This window comes from uncultured Psychromonas sp., assembly GCF_947489755.1.
In the GTDB taxonomy this organism is placed as follows: Bacteria; Pseudomonadota; Gammaproteobacteria; order Enterobacterales; family Psychromonadaceae; genus Psychromonas.
This window is the reverse complement of the sequence record NZ_CANLFB010000024.1, coordinates 27,483-53,173: the sequence shown is the minus strand read 5'-3', so window position 1 is coordinate 53,173 and position 25,691 is coordinate 27,483. Positions and strand designations below refer to the sequence as shown.

The 25,691-nt window shown below is 37.6% G+C and carries 24 protein-coding genes; 14 read left to right on the top strand and 10 right to left on the bottom strand.

The window, feature by feature from the left end:
- Positions 1 to 177: 177 nt before the first annotated feature.
- Genes Q0794_RS13490 through Q0794_RS13480 form a run of 3 tightly spaced genes read left to right on the top strand, consistent with a single transcriptional unit; the run spans position 178 to position 3,800 of the window.
- On the top strand, positions 178 to 1,770 hold the full coding sequence (locus Q0794_RS13490; protein ID WP_298942752.1) for an ABC transporter ATP-binding protein: 1,593 nt from the start codon (positions 178 to 180) through the stop codon (positions 1,768 to 1,770).
- Positions 1,763 to 2,851 (top strand): ABC transporter permease, encoded by a 1,089-nt coding sequence (locus tag Q0794_RS13485; RefSeq protein WP_298942750.1) that lies wholly within the window; start codon positions 1,763 to 1,765, stop codon positions 2,849 to 2,851. Before Q0794_RS13490 ends, Q0794_RS13485 begins: the two co-directional genes overlap by 8 nt.
- A 22-nt stretch (positions 2,852 to 2,873) precedes the next feature.
- Complete coding sequence (locus Q0794_RS13480; protein WP_298942748.1) at positions 2,874 to 3,800, top strand: ABC transporter permease; 927 nt, start codon at positions 2,874 to 2,876, stop codon at positions 3,798 to 3,800.
- Positions 3,801 to 4,378: 578 nt separating this feature from the next.
- Here the strand turns inward: Q0794_RS13480 and Q0794_RS13475 are convergent.
- On the bottom strand, positions 4,379 to 4,648 hold the full coding sequence (locus tag Q0794_RS13475) for a Txe/YoeB family addiction module toxin (protein ID WP_298942746.1): 270 nt from the start codon (positions 4,646 to 4,648) through the stop codon (positions 4,379 to 4,381).
- Positions 4,629 to 4,901, bottom strand: a complete 273-nt coding sequence (locus Q0794_RS13470) for a type II toxin-antitoxin system Phd/YefM family antitoxin (RefSeq protein WP_298942744.1) — start codon at positions 4,899 to 4,901, stop codon at positions 4,629 to 4,631. The genes Q0794_RS13475 and Q0794_RS13470 overlap by 20 nt, the downstream gene beginning before the upstream one ends.
- 1,257 nt (positions 4,902 to 6,158) lie before the next feature.
- Between Q0794_RS13470 and Q0794_RS13465 the strand changes: the two genes are divergently transcribed.
- The 4 genes from Q0794_RS13465 to Q0794_RS13450 all read left to right on the top strand — a co-directional run bounded on the left by Q0794_RS13465 (position 6,159) and on the right by Q0794_RS13450 (position 9,641).
- The gene (locus tag Q0794_RS13465) at positions 6,159 to 6,524 is read left to right on the top strand and encodes a DHCW motif cupin fold protein (protein WP_298942742.1); all 366 of its coding nucleotides are present in this window, start codon (positions 6,159 to 6,161) and stop codon (positions 6,522 to 6,524) included.
- 146 nt (positions 6,525 to 6,670) lie between these two features.
- Positions 6,671 to 7,294, top strand: a complete 624-nt coding sequence (locus Q0794_RS13460) for a PAS domain S-box protein (protein ID WP_298942741.1) — start codon at positions 6,671 to 6,673, stop codon at positions 7,292 to 7,294.
- The gene (locus Q0794_RS13455) at positions 7,234 to 7,959 is read left to right on the top strand and encodes a GGDEF domain-containing protein (protein WP_298942739.1); all 726 of its coding nucleotides are present in this window, start codon (positions 7,234 to 7,236) and stop codon (positions 7,957 to 7,959) included. Before Q0794_RS13460 ends, Q0794_RS13455 begins: the two co-directional genes overlap by 61 nt.
- A 1,205-nt stretch (positions 7,960 to 9,164) precedes the next feature.
- Positions 9,165 to 9,641: a hypothetical protein gene (locus tag Q0794_RS13450; RefSeq protein ID WP_298942738.1), complete on the top strand. Its 477-nt coding sequence runs from the start codon at positions 9,165 to 9,167 to the stop codon at positions 9,639 to 9,641.
- A gap of 34 nt (positions 9,642 to 9,675) precedes the next feature.
- Here the strand turns inward: Q0794_RS13450 and Q0794_RS13445 are convergent, their stop codons facing one another.
- Positions 9,676 to 9,936 carry a Txe/YoeB family addiction module toxin gene (locus Q0794_RS13445; RefSeq protein ID WP_298942736.1) on the bottom strand — a complete coding sequence of 87 codons (261 nt, stop codon included), beginning with the start codon at positions 9,934 to 9,936 and terminating at the stop codon, positions 9,676 to 9,678.
- A complete protein-coding gene (locus Q0794_RS13440; protein WP_025564081.1) occupies positions 9,933 to 10,184 on the bottom strand; it encodes a type II toxin-antitoxin system prevent-host-death family antitoxin in 252 nt (83 codons plus the stop codon). The genes Q0794_RS13445 and Q0794_RS13440 overlap by 4 nt, the downstream gene beginning before the upstream one ends.
- 674 nt (positions 10,185 to 10,858) lie before the next feature.
- Between Q0794_RS13440 and Q0794_RS13435 the strand changes: the two genes are divergently transcribed.
- The 4 genes from Q0794_RS13435 to Q0794_RS13420 all read left to right on the top strand — a co-directional run bounded on the left by Q0794_RS13435 (position 10,859) and on the right by Q0794_RS13420 (position 13,222).
- Entirely contained in the window at positions 10,859 to 11,215 is a 357-nt protein-coding gene (locus Q0794_RS13435) for a hypothetical protein (protein WP_298942732.1), read from the top strand.
- Between the two features lie 112 nt (positions 11,216 to 11,327).
- Positions 11,328 to 12,335 (top strand): Shedu immune nuclease family protein, encoded by a 1,008-nt coding sequence (locus Q0794_RS13430; RefSeq protein WP_298942731.1) that lies wholly within the window; start codon positions 11,328 to 11,330, stop codon positions 12,333 to 12,335.
- A gap of 358 nt (positions 12,336 to 12,693) precedes the next feature.
- Positions 12,694 to 12,945 carry a type II toxin-antitoxin system Phd/YefM family antitoxin gene (locus Q0794_RS13425; protein WP_298942730.1) on the top strand — a complete coding sequence of 84 codons (252 nt, stop codon included), beginning with the start codon at positions 12,694 to 12,696 and terminating at the stop codon, positions 12,943 to 12,945.
- Complete coding sequence (locus Q0794_RS13420; RefSeq protein ID WP_298942728.1) at positions 12,935 to 13,222, top strand: type II toxin-antitoxin system RelE/ParE family toxin; 288 nt, start codon at positions 12,935 to 12,937, stop codon at positions 13,220 to 13,222. The genes Q0794_RS13425 and Q0794_RS13420 overlap by 11 nt, the downstream gene beginning before the upstream one ends.
- A gap of 121 nt (positions 13,223 to 13,343) precedes the next feature.
- Here the strand turns inward: Q0794_RS13420 and xdhC are convergent, their stop codons facing one another.
- The 3 genes from xdhC to xdhA are packed head-to-tail and all read right to left on the bottom strand — an operon-like array spanning position 13,344 to position 18,163.
- Positions 13,344 to 14,246, bottom strand: a complete 903-nt coding sequence (gene xdhC, locus Q0794_RS13415) for a xanthine dehydrogenase accessory protein XdhC (RefSeq protein WP_298942763.1) — start codon at positions 14,244 to 14,246, stop codon at positions 13,344 to 13,346.
- Positions 14,233 to 16,626, bottom strand: a complete 2,394-nt coding sequence (xdhB, locus tag Q0794_RS13410) for a xanthine dehydrogenase molybdopterin binding subunit (protein WP_298942725.1) — start codon at positions 16,624 to 16,626, stop codon at positions 14,233 to 14,235. The genes xdhC and xdhB overlap by 14 nt, the downstream gene beginning before the upstream one ends.
- Positions 16,613 to 18,163: a xanthine dehydrogenase small subunit gene (gene xdhA, locus Q0794_RS13405; RefSeq protein ID WP_298942723.1), complete on the bottom strand. Its 1,551-nt coding sequence runs from the start codon at positions 18,161 to 18,163 to the stop codon at positions 16,613 to 16,615. The genes xdhB and xdhA overlap by 14 nt, the downstream gene beginning before the upstream one ends.
- 471 nt (positions 18,164 to 18,634) lie before the next feature.
- Between xdhA and Q0794_RS13400 the strand changes: the two genes are divergently transcribed.
- Both Q0794_RS13400 and Q0794_RS13395 read left to right on the top strand, forming a co-directional pair.
- Positions 18,635 to 19,705, top strand: coding sequence for a BMP family ABC transporter substrate-binding protein (locus Q0794_RS13400; protein WP_298942721.1), 1,071 nt, complete (start codon positions 18,635 to 18,637; stop codon positions 19,703 to 19,705).
- A gap of 159 nt (positions 19,706 to 19,864) precedes the next feature.
- Complete coding sequence (locus tag Q0794_RS13395) at positions 19,865 to 20,518, top strand: TetR/AcrR family transcriptional regulator (RefSeq protein ID WP_298942720.1); 654 nt, start codon at positions 19,865 to 19,867, stop codon at positions 20,516 to 20,518.
- 314 nt (positions 20,519 to 20,832) lie between these two features.
- On the opposite strand, the gene Q0794_RS13390 is transcribed toward Q0794_RS13395, so the two are convergent.
- The 3 genes from Q0794_RS13390 to Q0794_RS13380 form a co-directional block, all read right to left on the bottom strand.
- A complete protein-coding gene (locus Q0794_RS13390) occupies positions 20,833 to 22,143 on the bottom strand; it encodes a TRAP transporter large permease (RefSeq protein ID WP_298942718.1) in 1,311 nt (436 codons plus the stop codon).
- Positions 22,140 to 22,634 (bottom strand): TRAP transporter small permease subunit, encoded by a 495-nt coding sequence (locus Q0794_RS13385; protein ID WP_298942716.1) that lies wholly within the window; start codon positions 22,632 to 22,634, stop codon positions 22,140 to 22,142. Before Q0794_RS13385 ends, Q0794_RS13390 begins: the two co-directional genes overlap by 4 nt.
- Positions 22,635 to 22,878: 244 nt before the next feature.
- Positions 22,879 to 23,883: a TRAP transporter substrate-binding protein gene (locus Q0794_RS13380; RefSeq protein WP_298942714.1), complete on the bottom strand. Its 1,005-nt coding sequence runs from the start codon at positions 23,881 to 23,883 to the stop codon at positions 22,879 to 22,881.
- Between the two features lie 1,003 nt (positions 23,884 to 24,886).
- Here Q0794_RS13380 and Q0794_RS13375 point away from each other — a divergent pair.
- Entirely contained in the window at positions 24,887 to 25,654 is a 768-nt protein-coding gene (locus Q0794_RS13375) for an FCD domain-containing protein (RefSeq protein ID WP_298942712.1), read from the top strand.
- Positions 25,655 to 25,691: the final 37 nt, after the last annotated feature.

Genomic DNA, 25,691 nt, shown 5'->3' with positions numbered 1-25,691 from the left:
TCATACCAACTTTGACCAATTGGACAGATTACAGTAAAACCGCCATTAATAAGGAGCGTGTCATCGCATAATGTCGATGATATTTCTCAGTGACTATATCAGTCATAATAGATGCCGTTCATTGCAGTTAATCGTATTCATTAGACCATCATAATCAGTAACAAAAGGGACTTTTCAATGAGTAATGTTAAGCGTTTAGCGATGCTTGGAATCACCAAACAATACCCTGGCTGTAAAGCCAATGATGAGGTATTTCTAGATATAGAACATGGTGAAATTCATGCGTTATTAGGGGAAAATGGCGCAGGTAAAAGTACCTTAATGAAAATGCTTTATGGTGTCGTAAAACCAGATTCAGGCAGCATTATATGGAATGGTAAACCTGTTTCTATTGACCAACCTTCAGTGGCGCGAGGTTTAGGTATTGGCATGGTTTTTCAACATTTCTCATTATTTGAAACACTCACCGTATCTGAAAATATCGCATTAGTATTAGGCGACCAAGCCGGTAACTCAAAAACCTTAGCACACCGCATCAAAGCGACATCCGAACGATATGGTATGCCACTCGATCCAGACCGCCGTATTTCAAGTTTATCAACAGGTGAGCGTCAACGTGTTGAGATTGTGCGTTGCTTATTATTAAACCTTCAATTACTTATTTTAGATGAACCTACCTCAGTATTAACGCCGCAAGAAGTCGATAATTTATTTAAAACATTAAGACAACTCACCAAAGAAGGTTGTTCGGTATTGTTTATCAGCCATAAATTACATGAGGTCACAGAGCTTTGTGATAGTGCGACTATTCTACGAGCAGGTAAAGTGACAGGACATTGTAAACCTAAAGATGAAACATCCGAGTCCATCGCACGGATGATGGTCGGTGAAGATATAGCGATTAGCAATGAGTGCCGTCGTTCGTTAGGAACAGAAGTATTTGCTGACATTAAAGGCTTATCAACTACATCTACTGGGCAATTTGATGTTGCCTTAAAAAATATTAGCTTACAGGTAAAACGCGGTGAGATAGTTGGTATTGCAGGTATCGCAGGTAATGGGCAAGAAGAATTGCTTAAAGCTTTGTCTGGTGAAGATATTCATCCCAATTCACAATCCATCACCTTTGCAGGCACAGCGATAGACCAATTAACCCCATTACAACGTCGCCGTTTAGGCTTAGCATTTGTGCCAGAAGATCGTTTAGGCCGAGGTGCCGTACCCGATTTAGATTTATGCGATAACGCCCTACTCACTAGTTTTGATTCAGGTTTAGTTAAAAATGGCTTTTTACGACACACTAAAATCGTTGAACTCGCAGATAAAATAATTAAAAAATACAAAGTAAAAACAACAGGCAACCATGATTCTGCGGCGAGTTTATCGGGTGGTAACTTACAAAAGTTCATTGTTGGCCGAGAGATAGATCAAGAGCCTAATTTTTTACTGATGTCTCATCCAACATGGGGTGTAGATATTGGTGCTCAAGTGGCGATTCACGATGCAATTTTACAATTAAGAGATCGTGGTTGTGCGATCTTAATCGTGTCTGAAGACTTGGACGAACTGTATAAAATCAGTGACCGTTTAGGCGCAATTTGTGACGGTAAAGTTTCACATTTTCTAGCGCCAGAAGCACTGCCTTTAGTAAAACTAGGACAATGGATGGCAGGTGATTTTGATACCGAAGCAACCGCTACCTCAGAAATAATCGCCCCATCAATACCAACAACAGCAGCTGACAATGAAGGAATATTGCAACATGATTAAATTAGTCCCTCGCGTTCAAGCGTCAGCCAAATGGGGATATTTATCTCCCGTACTGGCTGTCTTTTTAACCTTAATTGCTAGCTCCATTTTATTCATGGCATTAGGTAAAGACCCCGTAGAAGCGCTTTACACCTTTTTTATTAGCCCTATCGCCAATTGGTATGGTGTCACCGAGTTATTAGTCGTTGCAATCCCAATCCTGCTTTGTGCCTATGGTTTAGCCTTATGTTACCGCGCCTCTATATGGAACATTGGCGCAGAAGGTCAATTATTAACAGGTGCCGTGGTTGGTACCGTAATGGCCTTGCAGTTTGTCGATTCGAGTAGCGTGTGGGCAATGCCTTTAACGTTAATCGCAGGCATGGTCGGCGGTATGATTTGCTCTGGTATCTCTGCTTTTTTAAATTTACGTTTAAATTGTAATGAAACCTTAGTGACGATCATGATGAACTACATCGCACTCAATACCTTGCTATGGGCAGTGTACGGACCATTAAAAGATCCCAACGGATATAACTTCCCAGAAAGTGCATTGTTTGGTGATAGTACCCTGTTGCCTATTTTATTCGAAGGCACACGTTTGCATATTGGCTTGTTGTTAGTAGTGTTGGCATTAGTGATTGTTTGGGTATTTATGAGTAAAACCTTCTTAGGTTTTCAAATCAAAGTATTGGGTTTAGATAAGCCTGCGGCGCACATGGCAGGTTACAAACAGAAAAAATTAGCAGCCATGGTGTTTTTAGCATCCGGTGCATTAGCGGGCTTAGCGGGAGCGGTTATCGTAACAGGCTCAACAGGGCAATTAATACCTGCTATTTCGCCAGGCTACGGTTACTCAGCGATCATTGTTGCCTTTCTGGGTCGACTACATCCTATCGGAATAACCTTAGCAGGCTTACTAATCGCATTACTGTTTATGGGCGGTGAAATGTCACAAATGATGTTGAATTTACCAAGGTCAATAAGTGGCATATTACAAGGATTGATACTGTTCTTCTTACTCTCTTGTGACGTACTTATTCGCTACCGAATTGCCTTCACATTTAAGCGTTCAGGTTCAACTGCTACGGCAAAAAATTAAACAGTATTAAGGAAATTAACTGATGGATATTGATTTAATAACGAATATTTTATACGCCATGATCATGACAGGCACCCCACTTTTATTAGTGGCTTTAGGTGAAATGGTCTGTGAAAAAAGTGGTGTGTTAAACCTAGGCCAAGAAGGCATGATGCTGATGGGCGCCGTCGCGGGTTTTATCGCCATGTATCACACTGATAGCTATATTCTCGGCTTTTTATTCGCGATGCTAGTCGGCGTTGCGATGTCGCTTTTATTTGCGGTCATTGCATTGCAACTTAACGCCAATCAAGTTGCTGCTGGGTTAGCACTTACTATCTTTGGAACCGGTTTATCTGCTTTCCTAGGCAATGATTACGAAGGAAAACAGATTTCTGTATTACCTTCACTTTCTATCGCAGAGTTACAGCACATTCCGATCATAGGTAAAGCCATCTTTGCGCAGAATGCCATTGTTTATTTAAGTTGGGTATTAATTGTCGTTGTGTATTTATTCTTCCGTTACCACCGCCAAGGTTTATCGGTGCGCGCAGTGGGAGAAGACCCAAGCGTAGCGAGTAACTTAGGATTACCTGTAATGTTGATTCGTTATTTATCAGTGGCCTTTGGTGGGGCGATGGCTGGGTTAGCAGGCGCTTACTTATCGATTGCTTATACACCAATGTGGACAGAAGGCATGGTGTCAGGTAAAGGTTGGATTGCACTGACTTTAGTTGTATTTGCCAGCTGGCGTATTGAACGCATCATTTTAGGTGCTTATCTGTTTGGTTTCGCTAGCATCATGCACCTCGTTGCACAGGGCTTAAACTGGGACATTTCATCTAACTTATTAGCGATGATGCCATACATTGCAACGCTAGTTGTGTTAGTTATGCTAAGTCGTGATAAACAACGCCTGAAGTTGTTTGAGCCGATGGCATTAGGGAAACCATGGCATAGGAGCAGTTAACCTCACGAGGTTGGTAATCGCTTACTTTTTTAGTTTGTTTAGCAGTAAATATGGGGCCGTTGTTATAGTGATAACAACGGTTTTTTTATGCTTTTTTATTAGTGATTAGCCTTTGGGGCGCTGACTTTAGTCTGCATTCTTTGTCTTTGTGTGTTTATTTTTTCCTATGCTTCACGTGGAAACGATACTTTTTTAAACTTAATTTACTCGAGTTAGATTCGTCTGCGCTTATCCGGTCAGTTTGATATTTATTATCAGTATTTTCGCCCTGTCGGCGACTTTATTTTCCTTTGAGTGGCCAAAAGGAAAGTAAGCAAAGGAAAGGCCAAACGAGCCTAATCCAAACATCCTATTTGGCTTTGCTAAAAGCAATTAATGATTTGGGAAAACTAGACGGTGGGGAATTGCAGCCTCGTTGACTAATGTTAGCTTCTGATTTTATTCAGTAAAAATAATCTAGTAACATTTTGATTAGTTTATTTATTTTAGTACTCTACTGTAAAATTTAAATAAAAAAATGTGTTCTGTCTATCCACCGGAAATACGGAATGATTATATTTAATTACGCTGTTATATTTCTAGTGTTGATCGTAGTGTCCGCCTATAGCAAATATATAAACATGGCTTTCATCAAACTTGTAGATCAATCTGTCCTTCTGAGAAATTCTCTTTGACCAAAGACCAGTTAAGTTATGTTTTAATGGTTCTGGTTTCCCAAGTCCTGAAGAGGGATCAGAGCGCAACATCTCCTTTAAAATTTTGCATAGAGCCTTATGAAGTTTTTTATCTTTTTCTCTTAATTGCTCATAAATAAGCCAAGTTTTACCTTCAAATACTAGTGATCTCATCTAATTGCTCTTTTGTTGGTTTATAACCTTCAGTGCTTTGATGAGTATCCATTGAATCAGCAATTTGTTTCATCAAATCATTACTTTGTAATATGTGTAATGTTTCTTGCTCTCTTTCCCAGTCGTCAGCGCTCATAACAACAAAGTCATCTCCTGCTCTACGTGTAACTTTTATGGGTTCATGATCACTAACTGTTTGCTCAACATAGGATTTAAGATTATCCCTAAACTTATTTACGCTTATGCTATTCATATTTACGCCCCTCTATTACGTACGGTATTGTCGTACATTGTAATCGAGAAGATATAACAAGGCAATTAAATCGGACATAAAACAGTCAGCTATTGTTCGTGCCTCACAATTTTAGCCAATCGGGTAGCCGGTGATGTTTAGCCTCCAGCCCCACACCACCATGCATGTGGCTTCGCACAGGGCAGTTCATCTTATGATGAATAGTTAATATTAATTAACAAATCCTTTAATGACATCAAACTTTATCTGGCTAAAAAACTCATTACTGATCGCTATATTGATCCCTTTGGTTTTCGAACTACGACAAGGTCCTTTACTGGTATTTTTATAAATCCACTGGCACAGGAAATAGCTAAACGTTCACTGACTCCCAGTTTGATCAATGATCTAAAGTACGGGACATTCATACATTATTTGAATTGGATTCGTCTGCACTCATCGAGTCAGTTTGATATTTACTATCAGTATTTTCGCCCTGTCGGCGACTTTACTTTCCTTTGAGTGGCCAAAAGGAAAGTAAGCAAAGGAAAGGCCAACCGAGCGTTTTCTAATCCAAATAATAAATCGCTTTTATAAATCACCGGCTCTTACGGCACATCCATGTGCCAAACGAGCCTAATTCAAACATCCTGTTTGTCTTTGCTAAAATCAATTGATGATTTGGGAAAACTAGACGGCGGGATTGCTCGTCCACATTGAGCAATGTTTTAAGCATTTCTTTTTTATGTTGATGAAAAAATAGCAATACGAATTCAAAAAACACCATTATCAACCTAGTAAAAAACTTTGGTTTTGGGGCGCTGACTTTAGTCTGCATTCTTTGCCTTTGTGTGTTTATTTTTTCATTCCCATGATCTATAAGGAAGTGCATATCTTTTACTTCGAGTTGGGTTCGTCTGCGCTCATCCAAACGTCCTATTTGGCTTTGCTAAAAGCAATTGATGATTTGGGAAAACTAGACGGCGGGGAATTGTAGTCACATTGAATAATATGCGCTGATGATTTTATTCTATAAAAAACTTAAGCTCATTTTTTCACAGAATAAGTACATTTCTGTATTTCCAGCGTAGATGAAAAATTACTCGACCTATCCTCCTGATTAAAGTTTTAGTTTTGTTTTTAACTTTTTGATTGGTTTATTTATTTTGATGTTTTACTATCAAATTTAAATAAACTAAAGTGTTCTGTTTACCAACTAAAAATACGGAATTATCCTACTTAATTACACTATTAGGCATCATCTAAACTGGAGTCATCATGGCAAATCTAAGTATTCCATTTCAAACAATTGATTGGAAAGATGTTCCTCGTACAGAACATAAAGGTAAAACAGGAACCGCTTATTGGCAAACACTCGAATTTGCAGGCTTAAGAGTTAGACTTGTTGAGTATTCTAAAAATTATATCGCTGATCATTGGTGTGAAAAAGGACATATTGTTTATTGCCTTGAAGGTGAAGTAATTAATGAGCTTAAAGATGGTACTCAATCAATTTTAACTAAAGGAATGTCTTATATTGTCTCTGATGATTTAAGCTCACATAAGTCAATAACTAAAAGTGGTGTTCAACTATTAATAATTGATGGAGCATTCCTACAGTCAAATGCGATACAAGCTAATTAACAGGGATTAACAGTAATTAGGTTTGATTCCATGAGTTCATTTTCTAGTTGAATTTGGTTGTTATCGTAACTCTACAGCCTTGTTACATTCATCGTCTATAGTTTAAGTGTGTAGACCCAACAGCAAATAAGGTTTAATTAAAAAATATGAAAAACCATATGCATAGTAGCGGGATACATGAGTTCATAGAGATCGCAATAGATGCAACTCTCATTATTAGTGAGCATGGTATCATCACTCACACTAACCTTAGAGCAGATCAATTATTTGAATATCCTACTGGTGAACTAATAGGCCAACCAGTAGAGGTCTTGGTACCAAACCAATATCGTCATAAACATGCATCACTTCGTCAATCTTTCTTTAATAATCCAACCCTACGTGAAATGGGCAAATATGTTGATTTAAGCGCAAAAACCAAATTAGGCAATAACATTTCAGTGAGTATTGGCTTATCGCCATTTGAAGGTATTGGTCAACAGGTTCAAGTGTTGGTTTCTATTCGCGATAATGCGATGCTGCATGAGGCTCAAGCACGCATTGATGATTACCTTTCTGAAATACGAAATATTACCGAAACAGCTATAGATGCCATTATCACTATGGATGTTGATTCTACTATTTTATCCTGGAACAATGCCGCAACGCATTTATTTGGCTATACAGAAGAAGAAGCGATAGGTCAGTCAGCATCATCATTCCGAAACATATGCGCAAAAGTCACTTTCATGGTGTTGCTAATGTTTCTAGCGAGGAACAAAGTAAAATAGTTGGAAAAACCGTAGAAGTTGAAGGCTTACGAAAAAGTGGAGATACCTTCCCTCTTTCACTATCAGTCTCAACTTGGGTTAGTAAGCGTGGTCGTATTTTTTGTGGGATTCTTCGAGATATTAGTTTAAGAGTCGAAGCAGCAAAAAAAATTACTGAGCAGAATAAACAATTACAGTTAATTTCTGTCACAGATCCTCTGACGGGAGCATTTAACCGTAGGCAGTTTGATTTAGTTGGTGATGAAGTGTTTGCGAGAAGTAGTGAAGGCGCAAAACCATACACCATCTTGATGCTAGATATTGATCACTTTAAAGTTATTAATGATATTTACGGGCATGCCCTTGGTGATAAAGCAATTATAGAAACAGTATCGGTCATCAAACAAACAATTCGCCAACAAGATAGTTTATTCAGGTTAGGAGGTGAAGAGTTCGCTATTATTTTGCCTGAAACAAGTTTGATTTCTTCTAAAAAGTTAGCTGAACGGATAAGAATTTCTATTGAAAAAATTGAAATACCCACAGATCTAGGCAACATAAAATATACCATTAGTATTGGGGTTGCGGCGTTTTCTCCTAAGGATGAAAGTATTACTGCAACCTTGAAAAATGCGGATGAAGCACTGTATAGAGCCAAATCATTAGGAAGAAATAGAGTTGAATAATTCTATAATACTTTTTATAACTCCACCAGTTAGCGTCTAGATTATTTACATTAAAAGTACGGGCATCGATACATTATTTGAGTTGGATTCGTCTGCGCTTATCCGGTCAGCTTGGTATTTATTGTCAGTGTTTTCGCCCTGTCGACGACTTTAGTTTAATCTAGTTTTCTTTAAGTTGGGTTCGTCTGCGCTTATCCGGTCAGTTTGATATTTATTGTTAGTGTTTTCGCCCTGTCGGCGACTTTACTTTCCTTTGAGTGGCCAAAAGGAAAGTAAGCAAAGGAAAGGCCAACCGAGCGTTTTCTAATCCAAATAATAAATTGCTTTTATAACGCATCGGCTCTTACGGCACATCCATGTGCCAAACGAGCCTAATCCAAACATCCTGTTTGGCTTTGCTAAAAGCAATTGATGATTTGGGAAAACTAAACGGTGAGATTGTTCGGACACATTGAGCAATGTTTTATGCTTTGTTTTTATGTCTTGCCCCTTTTAGATTCGTTGTAATAGGTTAATAGTAAGTTTTTGATTTTGGGGCGCTGACTTTAGTCTGCATTCTTTGCCTTTGTGTGTTTTTTTTCCTATGTTTCACATGGAAACCATACTTTTTAAGCTTAATTTACTTCGAGTTGGGTTCGTCTTCGCTCATCTAAGCGGCTTGATATTTATTATCAGTGTTTTCGCCCTGTCGGCGACTTTACTTTCCTTTGAATGGCCAAAAGGAAAGTAAGCAAAGGAAAGACCAACCGAGCGTTTTCTGATCCAAATAATAAATGGCTTTTATAACGCACCGGCTCTTACGGCACATCCATGTGCCAAACGAGCCTAATCCAAACATCCTGTTTGGCTTTGCTAAAAGCAATGTATTATTTGGGAAAACTAGACGGCGGGATTGTTCGTCCACATTGAACAATGTTATAGGCTAATTTTAGCCTGTTTGACAAAAAATTAAGCTCACTTTTCACAGAATAAGCATATTTCTGTATTTCCGCGGTAAATGAAGAATGATTCTATCTATCCACGTGATGAAGGTTTTAGTTTTAGTTTTATTTTTAATATTTTGATTTTCTTATTTATTTTAGTACTCTACTATCAAATTTAAATAAAATAGAGTGTTCTGTCTATCCACCGAAAATAGGGAATAACTCTACTTAATTACACTGTTAAGCTACCATCCATTCCTATTAAACTTGGAGTATCATTCTTTGAATTTGGAAACTCTTACTTTATTAATAACGCAAATATTATGTTCGGTATTTGTAGTTGTTTTTTTGTTAAAAATTGTTCCAGCTAGAGAAAGAAAGCGAGATAAATCAAATGTTGATTTTAAAATAGAAAAATCACAACTTTTAAATAAAATTAACGAGCTAAGTGACCGCGTCTCATATTTATCTACAGAATTAGATATAAAAAATGACTTAACGGAAAAACAAGCAGCTGAAGTAAATTCCTTAAAAAACCAAGTAAAGAATAACCATACTCAAGTCTATTCTCTTAAAAAGGAACTAGATGAAAAACAAAATTATTTAAAGAATTGTTGGGATAAAATAAAAAAACTTGAGGGTACTTTTGGAAAAGACGTTGGTGTAGCTAAACCCCAACCAGCTCCCAATAAAAGTAATAAATATAATATTTGTAAAGCATGCGACAGAAGTATTCAATATTGTATCTGTGCTGGGTGAAGCAGCCTAACAAGGGTTTAAATTACAGTTGGCGTTATGTGCCGTAATGGTATCGTAATTGTGCAATTAGAATAGTTTCATCTTTGTATTTATAAACGATTCTGTGCTCATCATTAATACGACGAGACCAATATCCAGATAGTCCATGTTTTAAAGGTTCTGGTTTTCCAATTCCTTCATTTGGACTTCGTTGAATATCTTTAATCAGTAAATTTATGCGTTTCAATATTCTTTTATCAGTTGTTTGCCAATATAAATATTGTTCCCAAGCTTTAGTTGAAAAGGTGAGCTTCATTCAATAAGCTCTCGTTCTGTTCCATTGCCAGCTTCAAGTTCGGCAATCGAATCAAGTAGATGTATTGCATTAGCAGGAGATCTCAGTAAATATGTTGTTTCTTCCATTGCGTTATAATCTTCTAAAGACATCATCACAACGGGAGCTTCACTCTTACGAGTGATAATTATTGGAGCATGATCATTACAAACATGCGCCATTGTGTTTGCTAAATTTGCTCTAGCTGCTGTATAACTTATTGCATCCATGTTGAACTCCAATCTGTTCATGTACGTTAAAATGTACATGTTAACGTAGTGGTATATAACAAGTCAATCACTGGACGTATGATCAAAGTACGGGACATCCATACATTCTTTGAGTTGGATTTGTTTACGCTCATCCAGTCAACTTGATATTTATTATCAGTGTTTTCGGCCTGTCGGCGACTTTACTTTCCTTTGAATGGCCAAAAGGAACCTATTTCCTGAAAAACCAAAGGAAAGGCCAACCGAGCGTTTTCTAATCCAAATAATAAATGGCTTTTATAACGCACCGGCTCTTACGGCACATCCATGTGCCAAACGAGCCTAATCCAAACATCCTGTTTGGCTTTGCTAAAAGCAATGTATTATTTGGGAAAACTAGACGGTAGGATTATTCGTCCACATTGAACAATGTTATAGCTAATTTTAATCTGTTTAACAAAAATTTAAGTTCACTTTCCATCGAATAAGTTTATTTCTGTATTTCCGCCGTAAATACAGAATGATTCTGCCTATCTAAATGATGAAGGTTTTAGTTTTATTGTTAACATTTTGATTGGTTTATTTATTTTGGTGTTCTACTATCAAATTTAAATAAAAATAGAGTGTTCTGTGTATCCAACGTAAATATGGAATAATTCTACTTAATTACACTGTTGAATAACACAAGGATACTCATGGGGCGCAGATATAGAAAACGTACTTCGATTGTTTCCGATACCGTTGTCATTGGTTCACGTCTTCCTTGGTGGGGGGCACTAATATTTGGTAGTTTATCCTTTGTTCTTTTCTATTTTATTATTCCTAGTTGGTTAGAAGCCAAGTTGGCAACTGAGTCACAGAATATGTTCTATCCCTTGCTAGAAGCATTTTTTGGCCGCAGAATTCATTGGTTTAAATGGACTGGGATTGCTTGTGGTTTGATCGGTTTATTCTTCTGTATTAGAAATTACTTTTTTAATAATTCAGCTGAATATTCAGAACGAACTATTGTTGGTTTCTTTGCTCGTATGTTTGGTCGAGATCTGAGCTGAGTTGCTATTTAACAAATGTATTAAATCGGAACAAAAACAGTTGGCTATGTTTCGTTCCTCAACAATTTTAGTCCGTTTATGCGGGCGTTAGCTTTTAGGAGTAGAATCGAAAATGGATGATTATCAAAACCCTCTTCCGGGAAAAACATATATAAGTCCTTCTCTCCAATTATTCGGAAACAAGGATCGTAGAGTTAGGATTGCTTCAAAAATACTTCCATCAGCAGATGGTTACGAAGATGTAAAAGAGAGAGATGAAGAGATTGGCCGCTTTTGTGAGTTCTTAGCAAATATTCAAACTGTAGGTTTTAAAAATAGATCTAAAGTTAATATTACGGATGAAGAACTTAGAAAAATAGCTTTAACAACTCACCAAGCAAAAACCTTTGTCACTGAAAACCAAGAGCTATTTGCTGAAGCTTTGAAATCAGAAGTAACAACAGAGGACTTGATTGCTGTAGGCTTCAGAAAGAAGCAACTGAGTGTATATAGTCAACTTCTAATTGACCAAAATTATTTTGAAAATATAAAAAAAAGAAAAGGCTGCACCAATGAAGGTCTTTGGCAAAAATACTTTGAGAAAAACCCATGGATATTTGGTTATGGGTTAGGCTACATATTCCTGTCTGGTTTAGATGATAAGAAATTAGAACAAGTAGTCCAAGGGTTTAGCGTAGTATCACACGGGAAGCGTGTTGACGCGTTGATGAAAACAAAAGGTATTATATCTAATCTTTGCTTTATTGAAATTAAGACCCATGCAACAGATTTACTTGAGTCAAAACCTTATAGGTCTGGATGTTGGGCACCATCAAAAGAACTGGCGGGAGCTATTGCACAAGTACAGGGAACTGTTGCTTCGGCAGTTGAAAATTTATCGAGTAAAATTAACCCTAACGATAAAGAAGGAAACCCTACTGGTGAGGAAATTTTTAATTATCAACCAAAATCATACTTAGTAATCGGAAATATGGATGAGTTTGTATCTGATAATGGTGTAAATAAAGATAAGTTGAGGTCGTTTGAATTGTTACGTAAAAACACATCAAATCCTGAAATAATCACCTTTGACGAACTATATGAGCGTGCAAGGTTTATCGTTCATAATAACCAAAGCTAATAAGAGTTCTCACAAAAGTACGGGGCATTCATACATTAAAATCACAATATCTGGTAATCAATAAATAAAGTCGACACCCATTTTGACTACGTCTATTCGCTCTATTAAGTTCTGCGAGTCAATGATTGAATTTAACAAGCTTAGGCAGACTAATTGTGCCCCCCAATAACTTTAATCAATATTCAGAATATTTATATGGGTTAATAAAAGTACGATGAAAGAGTTTAGTAATAGTTAAGCAATCCCATGAATAAGGTATTTCATTTATAAGCAAGCTTGAAGATTAAAAACCAGATAGCTATTAATTAAATTTAGGTCTAAAATAAGGTCTTATTTAAACACTTAATTGGTTATTATTATGAGACAAGTTTTAGCTGATTGTTCAGCAAGTATTTCAGAACTTAAGAAAAACCCTACTGCTTTATTAAATGAGGCTGATGGTTCGGCGATCGCTATTTTAAATCATAATAAACCAACGGCTTATTTAGTTCCTGCAGAAACCTATGAATTATTGATGGATACGCTAGATGATTATGAATTAGCTAAAATAGTCGAAACTCGCCGAGCTGACTTATCAACAGCCATTGAAGTAAGTCTAGATGACTTATAAGTTAAAGTTCTTACCTGCCGCTAAAAAAGAGTGGGATAAGTTAGCTGAACCACTTAAAAAACAATTTAAAAAGAAGTTAGCTGAAAGACTCATTAATCCACACATACCATCAGCAAGGCTAAAGGGCTACGACTCGGTTTATAAAATAAAACTCCGTACCGCTGGCTATCGACTAGCCTACGAAGTAATAGATGATGAAATCGTCATTTATGTTTTAGCGATTGGTAAACGAGATAAAAATGCAATTTATAAAAAGCTAGCATCTCGAATTCTTTAACGACCTTAAGCCTAAAATCAATAAAAAGTGTCTCTTACAAATGACTACGGTGACGATAATTCCACCCTTGAGTTTTACCAACGAATCAGCTGCTTGACCTAAGACAAACAGCACGAAACCATTAACCCACCTTACTTTTCTTACCTTGTAACTCACTTAAATGAACCAAGTTACTTTGTAACGCTTTCCATTGTTTACCTTGTTGCTTAGGTTGTTCCACTTGTAAGCTTTGGTAAAGATCCACCAGCTGCCCTGCTATTGAAATAGCAACTTCCATTGGTAATTTTCCTGATACTTCTTTTAAGCCAACGGGACAAATCATGGTCTGTATTTGCTGCTCAGTAAAGCCTCGTTGTGTTAAACGGTATTGGAACTTCTTGGCTTTTGTATCAGAACCGATCACACCTAACCACAATGAATCTGCGCGTTTGATAATGGCTTTAGTTAATGAAAAATCTAACTGATGATTATGGGTTAAGATTAAAGAGGCTGTATTTTTTGCGGCGCTTTTAACTTGATCCACGGGGTCTTCATCAACCACTTTTTTTACATTCGCTGGTACTTGCTCTGGAAATAAATCGGCACGGCTGTCTATCCAACGAACGCGGATTGGTAGTTGCGCTAAAATCGGGATCAACGCATGTGCGACATGCCCTGCGCCATACACATCTAACTGCATACTATCACTAGCAAACACTTCAAATAACACCAAGACTTGGCCGCCACAACATTGTCCGAGACTCGCGCCTAGCTGAAAGTTTTCAACTTGTTGGCACGTCTCACCTTGTTCAATTAATTGGCGAGCTTGTTTAATCGCTTTAAACTCTAAATGCCCACCACCAATGGTCGCGTAAATGTTATTTTCACTGACCACCATTTTAGTGCCACTAGCTCGTGGCGTTGAACCCGCGGTGCCTAGTAGCGTGACAATCACATAGGTTTCTGTGCCTTGCTCAAGCTCAGTAGCGGCTTGCAACCAACTATGAGCATGTAAGCCTTGCGTTGAGATATTAAGCATCGCCAGTTCCTTTTTTATCAGTGCCCTTTTTATCAGCGCTTTGCTTGCCTGATTTTTGCTCCTGCAACCAGTCTTTTGCAACTTGTACTGCGCCTAACACACATTCTGCAGTGGCTGGTGTATTCAAGCCTGGTGCAAATTGATAGTCAGTAATACTCGCAATCGCATTACGTAGTGCGCTCCAAACACTGATACCTAGCATAAATGGCGGCTCACCAACGGCTTTAGATTTAAAAACAGTGGTTGCAGGATTTTTAGAGTCATAAAGCGTGATGTTAAACTCAGCAGGCGTATCGCCGATGGCAGGAATTTTATAGGTAGCAGGTGCATTACTTGCTAATACGCCATTGTCATTCCAGCTTAACTCTTCTGTCGTTAACCAGCCCATGCCTTGTATAAACGCGCCTTCGATTTGGCCAATATCCAATGCAGGGTTAATTGAGTTACCCACATCATGCAATATATCAACACGCGTAACGGTATTTTCACCGGTTAATACATCGATTTCAACTTCACTCAACGCGATACCATAAGCGAAATAAAAGAAAGGATGCCCTTCTGCTTTTTCACGGTCGTAATAGATTTCAGGCGTGGCATAAAAACCAGTAGAAGACAGTGATATACGGTTTAAGTAAGCAAGGTTAATTAACTCAGCAAAGCTAATTTGTCCTTTTTCGTGAATCAGTTGGTTATCCACTAATGCCAAACTTTCAGGGGCCACTTCAAAGTGCTTAACGGCAAACTCAAACAATCTTTCTTTAATAGTATTGGCTGCGTTTAATGCCGCCATCCCATTTAGGTCTGTACCACTTGATGCGGCAGTTGGAGAGGTATTGGGTACTTTATCGGTACGTGTTGCATTCACTAGGATATGTTGCATATCAATAGACAAGGTTTGCGCGACGATTTGTGCGATTTTTGTGTTTAAGCCTTGTCCCATTTCTGTGCCGCCATGGTTTACATGGACCGTGCCGTCAGAATATATCACCACCAATGCGCCGGCTTGGTTTAAATGTTGAACTGTAAATGAAATACCGAATTTAACAGGTGTTAATGACAACCCTTTCTTGATAATAGGCGATGTTTTATTAAAGCTTTCAATGGCGGCTTTACGCCCCCAGTAATCGCTTTCTTGTTCCATTTGGGCAATCATATCCTGCAATATAAACTGCTCAACTTTTTGTTTATAAGGCGTTAAGTCACGTCCCGGTGTATACAGGTTTAGCTTGCGAATCTCTAATGGATCTTTACCAAGATAATAAGCAATATCGTCCACTAACTGCTCCGCCATGATCATCCCTTGCGGGCCACCAAAGCCACGGAAGGCAGTATTGCTCACGGTATTGGTTTTACAGCGATTACCATTAATATGGGCATTCGGGTAATAGTAAGCGTTGTCAGCATGAAACAGTGCTCGGTCAACAATCGCATCAGATAAATCAGGTGAATAACCACAGTAGCCATTGATATCAATATCAACCCCCGTGATTAAACCATTATCATCAAACCCTACTTGGTAGGTATTATAAAAAGGATGACGTTTACCTGTGCTTTTAAAGTCATCACTACGGGCTAAACGAATTTTTACGCTTCTACCTGTGTAATATGCAGCTAACGCCGCTAAACATGCCCAAGGTGCGGCTTGTGTTTCTTTTCCACCAAAGCCACCACCCATACGGCGCATTTCAACGGTGACATAATTAAAAGGTTGGTTTAACACTTTAGCAACGAGATGCTGCACTTCCGATGGATGCTGACTTGAAGTTTGTATAAACATGCCACCATCTTCTGTTGGTGTCGCAATACTCACCTGCCCTTCTAAATAAAAGTGCTCTTGACCGCCGACATATAACTCACCACTGACTTTATGCGTTGCGTCTTTAATCGCTTGTTGTGCATCACCTCGGTTTAGCGCGTGTGGAGGACGAACCCAGCTTTTATTGGCGATGGCTTCTTTAATATCAATGACTGCTGCAGTCTCTTGATATTCAATCGCGACTTTTCGAGCTGCAATACGCGCGGTTTGGTAACTGGTTGCCACGACTAATAAGATAGGTTGGCTATGATACTCAATGACTTCATCTGTTAATAAGATATCACCTGAAAAAACCGGACCGATATCATTTTTACCGGGAACATCTTCTCTGCCATAAATGGCAACAACACCTTCGATTTGTAATGCTTCGCTGGTATCGATTGATACTATTTTGCCGCAGCTAATCGTCGATAACACAGGGTAAGCGTGCAGACCATTTACTTCTTCTGGTCTGTCGTCAATATAGGCGGCTTTACCGATAACTTGCTTTACGGCACTTTCGTGTATGAAAGAACTACCAATTGCATTCTTTGCAGCTCCACTTGGTTTATCTGTTTTAAAGTGACGCATGGTTAATCCTTGTGTGAATAGCTGAAAGTGAATGAGTGGCAAGATTGCTGTCTTGTTGTAATTGGATCTTCCCAGATCCTTGATACCAAATACGGTCGAATAAATTTTTACTGACTTGTAAACGATAAGCAGAAGAGGCTCTGACGTCAGACAATGGTTGAAAATCGACTTCTATTTGTAATGCTGCTATTTGTAAGTTTTCTAAACTGAAGGTTTTTCCTTCTAATGCTTTTGCTACATTTTTAGCTAATGCGGGTGTTGCCGCCATGCCGCCCATTGCACATCGAACATCTTGCATTTTTTCGCCATCAAGCTGATAACTTAAGACTAAACAGACTGCTGAGATATCATCTTCTATGCGTTTTGATATTTTGTGACAACTTAAATTAAATTCAGCGCTACGTGTCGGAATATGAATAGCCACAATAACTTCATCGACAGCTAATTGTGTTTTACGGTAATCGAGAAAAAATTCTTGTAATGGAATAATGCGATTGCCACGAATGCTTTGTAATTCAAGGCCCGCGTTCAAGGCAATAAATAATGGCGCGGGGTCACCAATTGGTGAAGCGTTAGCAATACTGCCACCCAATGAACCCGCATTTCTAATTTGTAATGATCCTAAGCGTTCGAATAATTCATGTGATTCTGGGTAAATCTCAGAAAATCTATCAAGGAATTCGCTATATGGTAGTGCTGCGCCAATGTGTAAACCTTGCTCATCTTCATTAAATTGCATCAATTCAGGGCAGTAACGTACTGAAATTAATTGATTGTTGTAACTCAGTCGTTGGCTAAATTCTACAGAAAGGTCCGTCGCGCCAGCCACAAATTGTGCTTTGGGATGTGAAGCTTTTAATTCACATAGCTGCGATAAGTTTTGCGGTAAATAAAAGTACTGCCCTTCACTTCCGCTTGTTGCGTTTTCAATCATTGGTATTTTATTTAATGCTAAGTCTTTCTCTAAGGAAACAGTTAATGCTTGGACTTGTTTACTAAAGCGATGATCTTTGTGTGCAATATCTTGTGCTGTTTGGTTTTGATAGCTAAAACATTTTTCAGCCGCTTTTAAAATAGGGTTGTAGCCCGTGCAACGACATAGGTTTCCACCTAAAGCTTGAAGTACTGCTTCTCTACCTGGGTAGGTTTCAAAGTTCATGTATAAAGCGAATAAGCTCATGATAAAACCAGGTGTACAAAAGCCACATTGTGAACCGTGACATTCAACCATCGCTCTTTGTACTGGATGCAGATCTTCAACGGCTGGATTCATTTTAGTGGTCAATGCTTCAACGGTTAATAAATGTTTACCGTGCAAGTTACCTACTAACATTAGACAAGCATTAATACTTTTGTAATGCCACTCGCCATTAATTAAGTCACCAACTACTACCGTACACGCACCACAATCTCCAGAGGCACAGCCTTCTTTACTGCCCACTTTCCCCATATTGGTGCGTAACCAATCTAAAATGCTCAAACTTGGAGCAAATGTCTGTAACTTAACCATTTCGTTATTAAGTAAAAATTGAACCACGTAAACCTCTCTTTATTAACCAAACCTTTATTTCTAGGTGCTTAACGTTATTTCTTCGTTGATATAAAAATATTTAAAACAGTTTTGACCACTTGGTCAATACATTGCATTGCATACTATGTACCAACCTATGATCTAGCACTCAAAAAAGCTATTTAATCAGGAATATCGCGGTATTTTTTATCATTGATGTTAAAACTGGCTAAGTCTGATGAGTATTCATCTGTCTGGTTTAACAAACTTAAATAGAAGTAAAATGCTTTTATAGAAAATTTTTAACAGTAATGCGAGAGGATGGCGCTATTTTTGCAGTGATACTTTGTAACCGTAATACTATAAAATAAACACACTGCTATAAACTCTGTGTTGTTGAATATAAGAAGTCATACTTAACAACAAAAATTTCAGAGATAAGCAGTCCCTAAACAACTTTTAATACAAAACAAAAGTCAAAATATTGGAGAAAGGAAGATGAAAAATATTTTCAAAATGTTGTGTTTAACACTTACTTTAGGTTTTTCTGCATTAAGCCATGCAGCAGAAGAGCCATTAAAAGTAGGTTTTGTTTATGTTAGTTCAACAGGTGAAGCTGGTTGGACTTATACGCATGATCAAGCAAGACTTAACTTAGAAAAAGTATTTGGTGATAAAATTAAAACAACTTTTATCGAAAATGTAGCAGAAGGACCTGATGCTGAGCGCGTCATCACTCAATTAGCACAAAGTGGACATAAACTGATATTTACGACTTCATTTGGTTACATGAACCCAACATTAAAAGTAGCAAAGCGTTTTCCTGATGTTAAGTTTGAACATGCAACAGGTTATAAACGCGCGAAGAATGTAGGGACTTATTTTGACCGTATTTATGAAGCAAGATACCTAACCGGTGTTGTTGCTGGTTACATGTCTAAAACTAATGTGATTGGTTACATCGGTGCATTCCCAATTCCAGAAGTTGTACGTGGGATCAATGCATTCACATTAGGCGCTCAATCGGTTAACCCTGATATTAAAGTGAAAGTTGTTTGGGTAAATACATGGTTTGATCCAGCAAAAGAACGTGAAGCAGCGAATAGCTTAATCGATCAAAAATCAGATGTTATTACATTCCATACGGATTCTCCAGCAGCAGTACAAGCCGCTGAAGATGCAGGTGTTTATGCGATTGCTTACCACTCAGACATGAGCGAATACGGACCAAAAGCACAATTAACAGCAGCTGTTCATAACTGGAATGGTTTTTACGAGCAACGTGTTCAATCTGTTTTAGATGGCACTTGGAAATCTGAAGATGTATGGAAAGGTATTGCGTCTGGTATGACTCAGTTAGCACCTTTCAACGAATCTGTGCCAAAAGATGTTGTTGCGAAAGTGACTGCACTATCAAACCAAATTGTTGATGGAACATTCCACCCGTTTACAGGTCCACTTAAAAACCAAGCTGGTGAAGTCATTTTACCTGCAGGTGAAGTAATGAAAGATGCTGACTTATTACGCATGGATTACTATGTAGAAGGTGTTGATGGTAAGTTAAAATAATTAGAGCCATCTAATAATACTTTAATCATTTATTTAAGCTCAGTCTCAATAGATCCTGAGCTGTATCAACTGATTATTAGAGGGCTTGAACTCATGACAGCCCTCACCTTTTTATCACTTTATTAGCCCTGTACCTCACCTGTAGAGCATTATTAATTTATGAAAAAAGTAATAAAAAAAAATATTAAATCACGTGGTTCATTAGCTGATATACGCAAAGATAACTTACATCAAATTTTAACGTCAGCAGAACAGGTTTTTGCTGAACGAGGTTATAGAGGTACCACTGTTGCTGCGATTGCAGAAGCCGTTGGATTACCAAAAGCGAATATTCTTTATTACTTTAAAACCAAAGAAGGCTTATATAAAGCGGTGATCAACCAACTATTAACGTTGTGGATGAATCACATGAATGAAATGAGCGCTGACTCTCACCCTAATGAAGCCTTACCGAAATACATTTCTAATAAAATACGCCAATCAAAAGAACATCCAAACGCTTCGCGCATCTTTGCAGCAGAGGTATTACACGGCGCGCATTACCTACGCGATTCTTTGCAGGAAGAGTTAAAAGATCAATTTGACCAAACTTGTCAGGTATTTGATGCTTGGGTCGAAAAAGAATGGATGGATCCTATTAACTCTGAGCATTTACTGTTTATGCTTTGGTCTACTACGCAAGCCTATGCCGATCACGGATTACAAATTAGTATTTTGATGGGCAAAGAACACTTAGATGAAGATGACTTTGAAAAAGGGATTAAACTACTTACACAAGTTACTTTAAAAGGCTGCGGTATCAAACCTCTTTAATCAAGATGATGGTTTGCAGTGTGAGCTTCTAGGAGTTTACGTTGGTGGTTTGTATTGAAGATTTTTCAAAAATAATGATTTCAAGATGACTCATGACTCACAGTGCAGAACGTTACTGATGTTTAGTAACGATTGAAGAAGTAAAAGCAGCCTTACTGTCAGGTCTCTGATATGGATTACTAAGACAGTAAGGTGCTTTATATTAAACTTTTATCTAATCTATTTTGCTAACCTTTTTTCTAACCTTTTTATCTAACCAGCCTTTCACCCATTTTTAAGCTTAGTCTTTTAGGCATAGGTTACGCTCATTTATATTAGCTTACCGCCGTTGGCATCAATTGCTTAGGAAGCCATAGCGCTATTTCTGGGAACATAATAATTAAGAATAAAATGAGCAGCATAGGTAGCAGAATAATGCACACTTCTCTTAATACTTGAATGACATTCATTCCTCCAATCGATGCTGAAATTAGTAAGCATAAACCATAGGGGGGAGTGACCAATCCAAATGCGAGGGAAATAATACCAATAATAGCAAAGATAATAGGCGAAATATCCGCAGCGGTTGCCACTGGTAAAAGTACCGTACCTAATATAATAATCGTTGGAATTGCATCAATAAATAATCCAAAGAATAAGAACAAAAATGCAATAACTAACAATGTACCTAATGTGCCAAACTCCATGCTCACCATGAATTCAATGATTAAACGTGGCACATTGTAATAAGCTAATAACCATCCAAATACTGATGCGGTACCTATTGCAAATAATGAGATTGATGCAAATCGACCAGTATCATAAAGGATAGGACCCACATCACGTGGCTTCACTGTTTTGTAAACAACCATGCCTAAGAATAATGAGTAACCTGCTGCAATAATTGCACTTTCAGTTGGTGTTACAATACCAGCCACAATGCCGTAAATAACAAAGACCGGTGTTAACATCGCCAATGCAGCCCCTTTAAATGCTTTAAAAGCCATTTTAAAAGTAGGTTTTACAGTGATTGGGTAGTTATACACTTTTGCATAACCGTAAACCGTCGCCATTAATGAGAAACCAATTAATAGCCCTGGGATTGCACCCGCTAAAAACAATGCACCAACGGAGACTTGCATAACGCCCCCCCATACTATCATCAAGATACTAGGCGGTATTATTACGCCCATTACCGATGAACAAGCAGTAATAGCAATAGCAAAACGTCTGTCATAACCTTCATTAATCATGGCAGGGATTAAGATTTTCCCGCAGCCAGCAGCATCAGCCGTTGATGAACCAGAAATACCGGCAAACAACATAGAAACAGCGACATTTACATGCCCTAAGCCACCCGGCATCCAACCGGTTAATACCCTCGCTAAATCTATTAATTTATCGGTTATTTTTCCGGAGTTCATTAAATTGGCAGCTAATAAAAAGAAAGGAACGGCCAGTAAAATAAATGAGTTATACGACTGAAACATTCTATCGATAATAATGAAAGGGGTAAGCCTAATATCTAAAAATACGACGGGTAGTGTTGCAAGCCCTAATGCAAATGCAATCGGCACACGCAATATAACTAATAAAAGAAAGCAGCCAACGAGTAACGCACAGGCTACTCCAGTAGTAAGAATCATTGCGTTATCCCTTTGCTTGATTTGTATATTTGAAATGCTTCTGCAAATTTAAATAGAGAAAAAACACACCACAATAGTCCTGCGAATGGCACGGTGATATGGGTGATTAATAAGTTTGCGTTCATCATGACTGAATGTTGGATACCACCAAATTTTGCATAATCGATACCATACCAAGTAAACATGGCACCAAACCCGCCCACTAATAAGTACACAATAGAACGTTGAATTAACAAAATGAATGGATTTGAACTGTCAGGTAATACTTGAACATCAAAATGTGTGTTATCCCAAACGGCTAACACTGAACCAATCATCACAACCCATACAAAAATAAAGGTAGCTAATTCTTCAGTCCAAAGATAAACAGGAATGATACCTGTGTATCGAGCAATAACCTGCATTGCAACGGGGATGACCAAAGCACCCACTAATATTGTTAGAGTTACTTTTAGTACCGTGCAAAGCAACTCTAAGCTGCGTTTAATCATGGGTAACCTCAAAAAAGAAATTCGTTTATAAGGGGGAGATCGCTAGGTGATCTAGTTAGATCACCTAGCGTTATTGCTTATTAAAGTGTTAACAGTTTAGTTAGATGGCTTTTAATTCAACACCATTTAATTAAAAAGTGAGTCATTAACTACTTTAATAAAATCATTCTTACCAAGGTAACGGTTACCAAGATAGCTATTACCAACGTAGCAATGACCAAGGTAAGGGTTACTAACGTTATTATTATTTACTACGGATAGCTTCAAGTAATTCAGTTGCATTAATACTTGCAGCAAACTTATCTTGAACAGGTTTAACTATCGTTAATAACTGGTCACGATTAGCAAACTCAGCAACTTGAATTTGTCCAGCATCAGCCATTTGTTTCAACTTAATGCCATCTTCACGCGTTTCTAACTCACGACCAAAATCACCGGCTTCTTTACCTGCTTTTTTAATGGCCGCTTGAAGTTTTTCAGGGAGTTTACGGAAGCTTTTACCACTGAATACAATAGGACGTACTGTAATAGTGTGACTTGTTAACGTTACGTTTGGTGCCACTTCATAAAATTTCAGATTCTGGATACTAGCCGCTTCATTTTCTAATCCGCTAACTACACCCGTTTGTATTGCGTTGTACACTTCATTGTAAGAAATAGCAGAAGGCGCTGCGCCGATAGCAGCAAAAATTTGCGCTTGGATAGGAGCCCCCATTACGCGCATTTTGTGCCCAGCTAACTCATCCATATTACTAATGCGTTTACTTGAAATAAGATTACGAGTACCGCCACCCGCATAACCTACAATGACAATATCAGCTTTGTCAGAAAGTTCTTTTTCAAGTGGTGCTAATGTGTCACTTGAAAGTACTGTATTCCAATGGTCTAAATCACGAAATAGGAAAGGCATATCCATTAATGGAATTGAAGGTGCAAATCTTGCCATGTTAGAAGGTGCTAAGATCGTATAATCGATCGCTACGCCTTGGTTTAAAAAAGTAACGTAATCTTTTTCAACACCTAACTCACCATTTAAACGTAAATCAAATTCAACATCACCATCGTAATATTGCTCAACTAGCTCACCAAATTTAACCATTGTTTTAGTAAATGTATGATTACCATCGAACATACTCGCACCACGAAGTGTTTCCGCGTTAACTGATGTTGTTGATATCGCTAATGCAGCAAATGTTGCACCTGCTACCGTTGTCTTCATGACTTTTTTAAATTTTTGACCAAATAACATAACTTTTCCTTGTTCGTTTTTTCATATTGAAAGTATTAAGTAGTACAAAATAAACTTTAAATACACAACATAATAAATATGTGTAAGCAGTTAATATTACTGCTACTTATTACAGGCTAATTACGCTTTCCATTAATAAATTACTGTAGACTTAATAATATTTAAGCCAGCTCTTTAAAGTAAAATTAACATTTTTCAAACAGCTATTTTACAAAACAAAACGAGTATAGAGTTTATTTTGGTAGGACCAAAGGATAAAGATCACAGTTAATTGATCGAAGTATTTTCTAGATCAATTATGCGACACCAAACAAGGCAAAACCACAAGCCATTGATAATAAACAATTTATTTTTTATTTGGTAATAGAGAATTGATAGAAACAAGTAATTGGTAGACCAATTGTTAGATTTTTGTGATCAAGTACGTTTTTACAAACTATCAAAAAAACTGAATATACTAGATAATTTATTTGAAAAGTGATTAATGATATTTAACTTTATTCTCAACATAATAAAAGTGTGTCATCGGCTTATAAAATAACAAGATAAGATGTCGGCTATAACAGATTGCTAATGATATGTTTGACATCATTACCTTTATTAAACTTACAATATACTTAATGAAAGCAAATCATCCTCTTCAATAGCAACATCATTAAGTAGGCATGATTAGGGTATAATGAGGGAAATAAATGTGACATGTAAATAGTGAGTTAGTCAGCTAACTTGATAAAATTTTACGTATTTATAATGTTAAACCAATATTTAAATTACCTTTTAATATCTATAAGTTAGCTTTGAAATGGTCATTAAGTATTAAATCAAAATAATAATAAAAACTGATAATACTTAAGCCAGTATGACTGGCAGGTAAGAATCAAAATACAAACTTATAAAAATGCACTTAGCTTGTATATCTATTTTCTGTACTTAAGGTTTATATAAAAGTACAAACCAAGCTAGGTAAGCTCACTACCAAGAAATTTAAAAGGTTTTGTAAACAATGAATTCGCCAAAGCGCCTTTACCAAGAAATTGGAATCGCATTAAAAAAAAGAATCTCAAGTGGAGAGTTTTCGATCGGTCAAAAGCTTCCACCCGAACGTGAAATAGCACATATAATGAATGTAAGTAGAGCTGTTGTGCGTGAAGCTTTAATTATGTTGGAGCTTCAAGAAATAGTAAATGTACGTAAAGGCTCTGGTGTTTATGTGACTCATATTCCCACTGACGAAATTAATTCACAAGGACAGCAAACGAGTGACATTAAAAATGAAGACAACGATGTTGGACCTTTTGAGTCTCTACAAGCACGACAACTTCTTGAAAGCCGTATCGCCGAGTTTGCTGCGACACAAATAACCAAAAATGATATAGATAAACTCCGCCAAGCACTTGAAATGGAACGTCTAAATTTAGAGAACAATAGTAAAGACTATGACGGTGATGAAATGTTTCACATGGCGATTGCCGATGCGACACAAAACAGCGTGCTGAGTGGTATGGTTCACGACCTGTGGGTACAAAGAAACAATAGCCCGATGTGGCGACAACTGCATTTACACATTAACAATGAAGATTACCGTAAAGTGTGGTTGAAAGATCATGAAAAGATTTTAGCGAGTCTACAACGCAGAGATGCAGCTGGTGCGCGTGATGCGATGTGGCAACATTTAGAAAATGTAAAACAAACATTATTTAGCTTATCTGATATCGACCACCCTGATTTCGATGGCTACCTGTTTAGCACCAACCCCGTTATTAGTTATTAAAATGTAGGTTTAGGTTTAATTAATGGCCAAGCGCTGA

Bases quoted from the DNA above. Each gene is read 5' to 3' on its own strand.
- Q0794_RS13490 (WP_298942752.1), top strand. From the start codon at position 178: ATGAGTAATGTTAAGCGTTTAGCGATGCTTGGAATCACCAAACAATAC.
- Q0794_RS13485 (WP_298942750.1), top strand. From the start codon at position 1,763: ATGATTAAATTAGTCCCTCGCGTTCAAGCGTCAGCCAAATGGGGATAT.
- Q0794_RS13480 (WP_298942748.1), top strand. From the start codon at position 2,874: ATGGATATTGATTTAATAACGAATATTTTATACGCCATGATCATGACA.
- Q0794_RS13475 (WP_298942746.1), bottom strand. From the start codon at position 4,648: ATGAGATCACTAGTATTTGAAGGTAAAACTTGGCTTATTTATGAGCAA.
- Q0794_RS13470 (WP_298942744.1), bottom strand. From the start codon at position 4,901: ATGAATAGCATAAGCGTAAATAAGTTTAGGGATAATCTTAAATCCTAT.
- Q0794_RS13465 (WP_298942742.1), top strand. From the start codon at position 6,159: ATGGCAAATCTAAGTATTCCATTTCAAACAATTGATTGGAAAGATGTT.
- Q0794_RS13460 (WP_298942741.1), top strand. From the start codon at position 6,671: ATGAAAAACCATATGCATAGTAGCGGGATACATGAGTTCATAGAGATC.
- Q0794_RS13455 (WP_298942739.1), top strand. From the start codon at position 7,234: ATGCGCAAAAGTCACTTTCATGGTGTTGCTAATGTTTCTAGCGAGGAA.
- Q0794_RS13445 (WP_298942736.1), bottom strand. From the start codon at position 9,936: ATGAAGCTCACCTTTTCAACTAAAGCTTGGGAACAATATTTATATTGG.
- Q0794_RS13440 (WP_025564081.1), bottom strand. From the start codon at position 10,184: ATGGATGCAATAAGTTATACAGCAGCTAGAGCAAATTTAGCAAACACA.
- Q0794_RS13435 (WP_298942732.1), top strand. From the start codon at position 10,859: ATGGGGCGCAGATATAGAAAACGTACTTCGATTGTTTCCGATACCGTT.
- Q0794_RS13430 (WP_298942731.1), top strand. From the start codon at position 11,328: ATGGATGATTATCAAAACCCTCTTCCGGGAAAAACATATATAAGTCCT.
- Q0794_RS13425 (WP_298942730.1), top strand. From the start codon at position 12,694: ATGAGACAAGTTTTAGCTGATTGTTCAGCAAGTATTTCAGAACTTAAG.
- Q0794_RS13420 (WP_298942728.1), top strand. From the start codon at position 12,935: ATGACTTATAAGTTAAAGTTCTTACCTGCCGCTAAAAAAGAGTGGGAT.
- xdhB (WP_298942725.1), bottom strand. From the start codon at position 16,626: ATGCGTCACTTTAAAACAGATAAACCAAGTGGAGCTGCAAAGAATGCA.
- Q0794_RS13400 (WP_298942721.1), top strand. From the start codon at position 18,635: ATGAAAAATATTTTCAAAATGTTGTGTTTAACACTTACTTTAGGTTTT.
- Q0794_RS13395 (WP_298942720.1), top strand. From the start codon at position 19,865: ATGAAAAAAGTAATAAAAAAAAATATTAAATCACGTGGTTCATTAGCT.
- Q0794_RS13390 (WP_298942718.1), bottom strand. From the start codon at position 22,143: ATGATTCTTACTACTGGAGTAGCCTGTGCGTTACTCGTTGGCTGCTTT.
- Q0794_RS13385 (WP_298942716.1), bottom strand. From the start codon at position 22,634: ATGATTAAACGCAGCTTAGAGTTGCTTTGCACGGTACTAAAAGTAACT.
- Q0794_RS13380 (WP_298942714.1), bottom strand. From the start codon at position 23,883: ATGTTATTTGGTCAAAAATTTAAAAAAGTCATGAAGACAACGGTAGCA.
- Q0794_RS13375 (WP_298942712.1), top strand. From the start codon at position 24,887: ATGAATTCGCCAAAGCGCCTTTACCAAGAAATTGGAATCGCATTAAAA.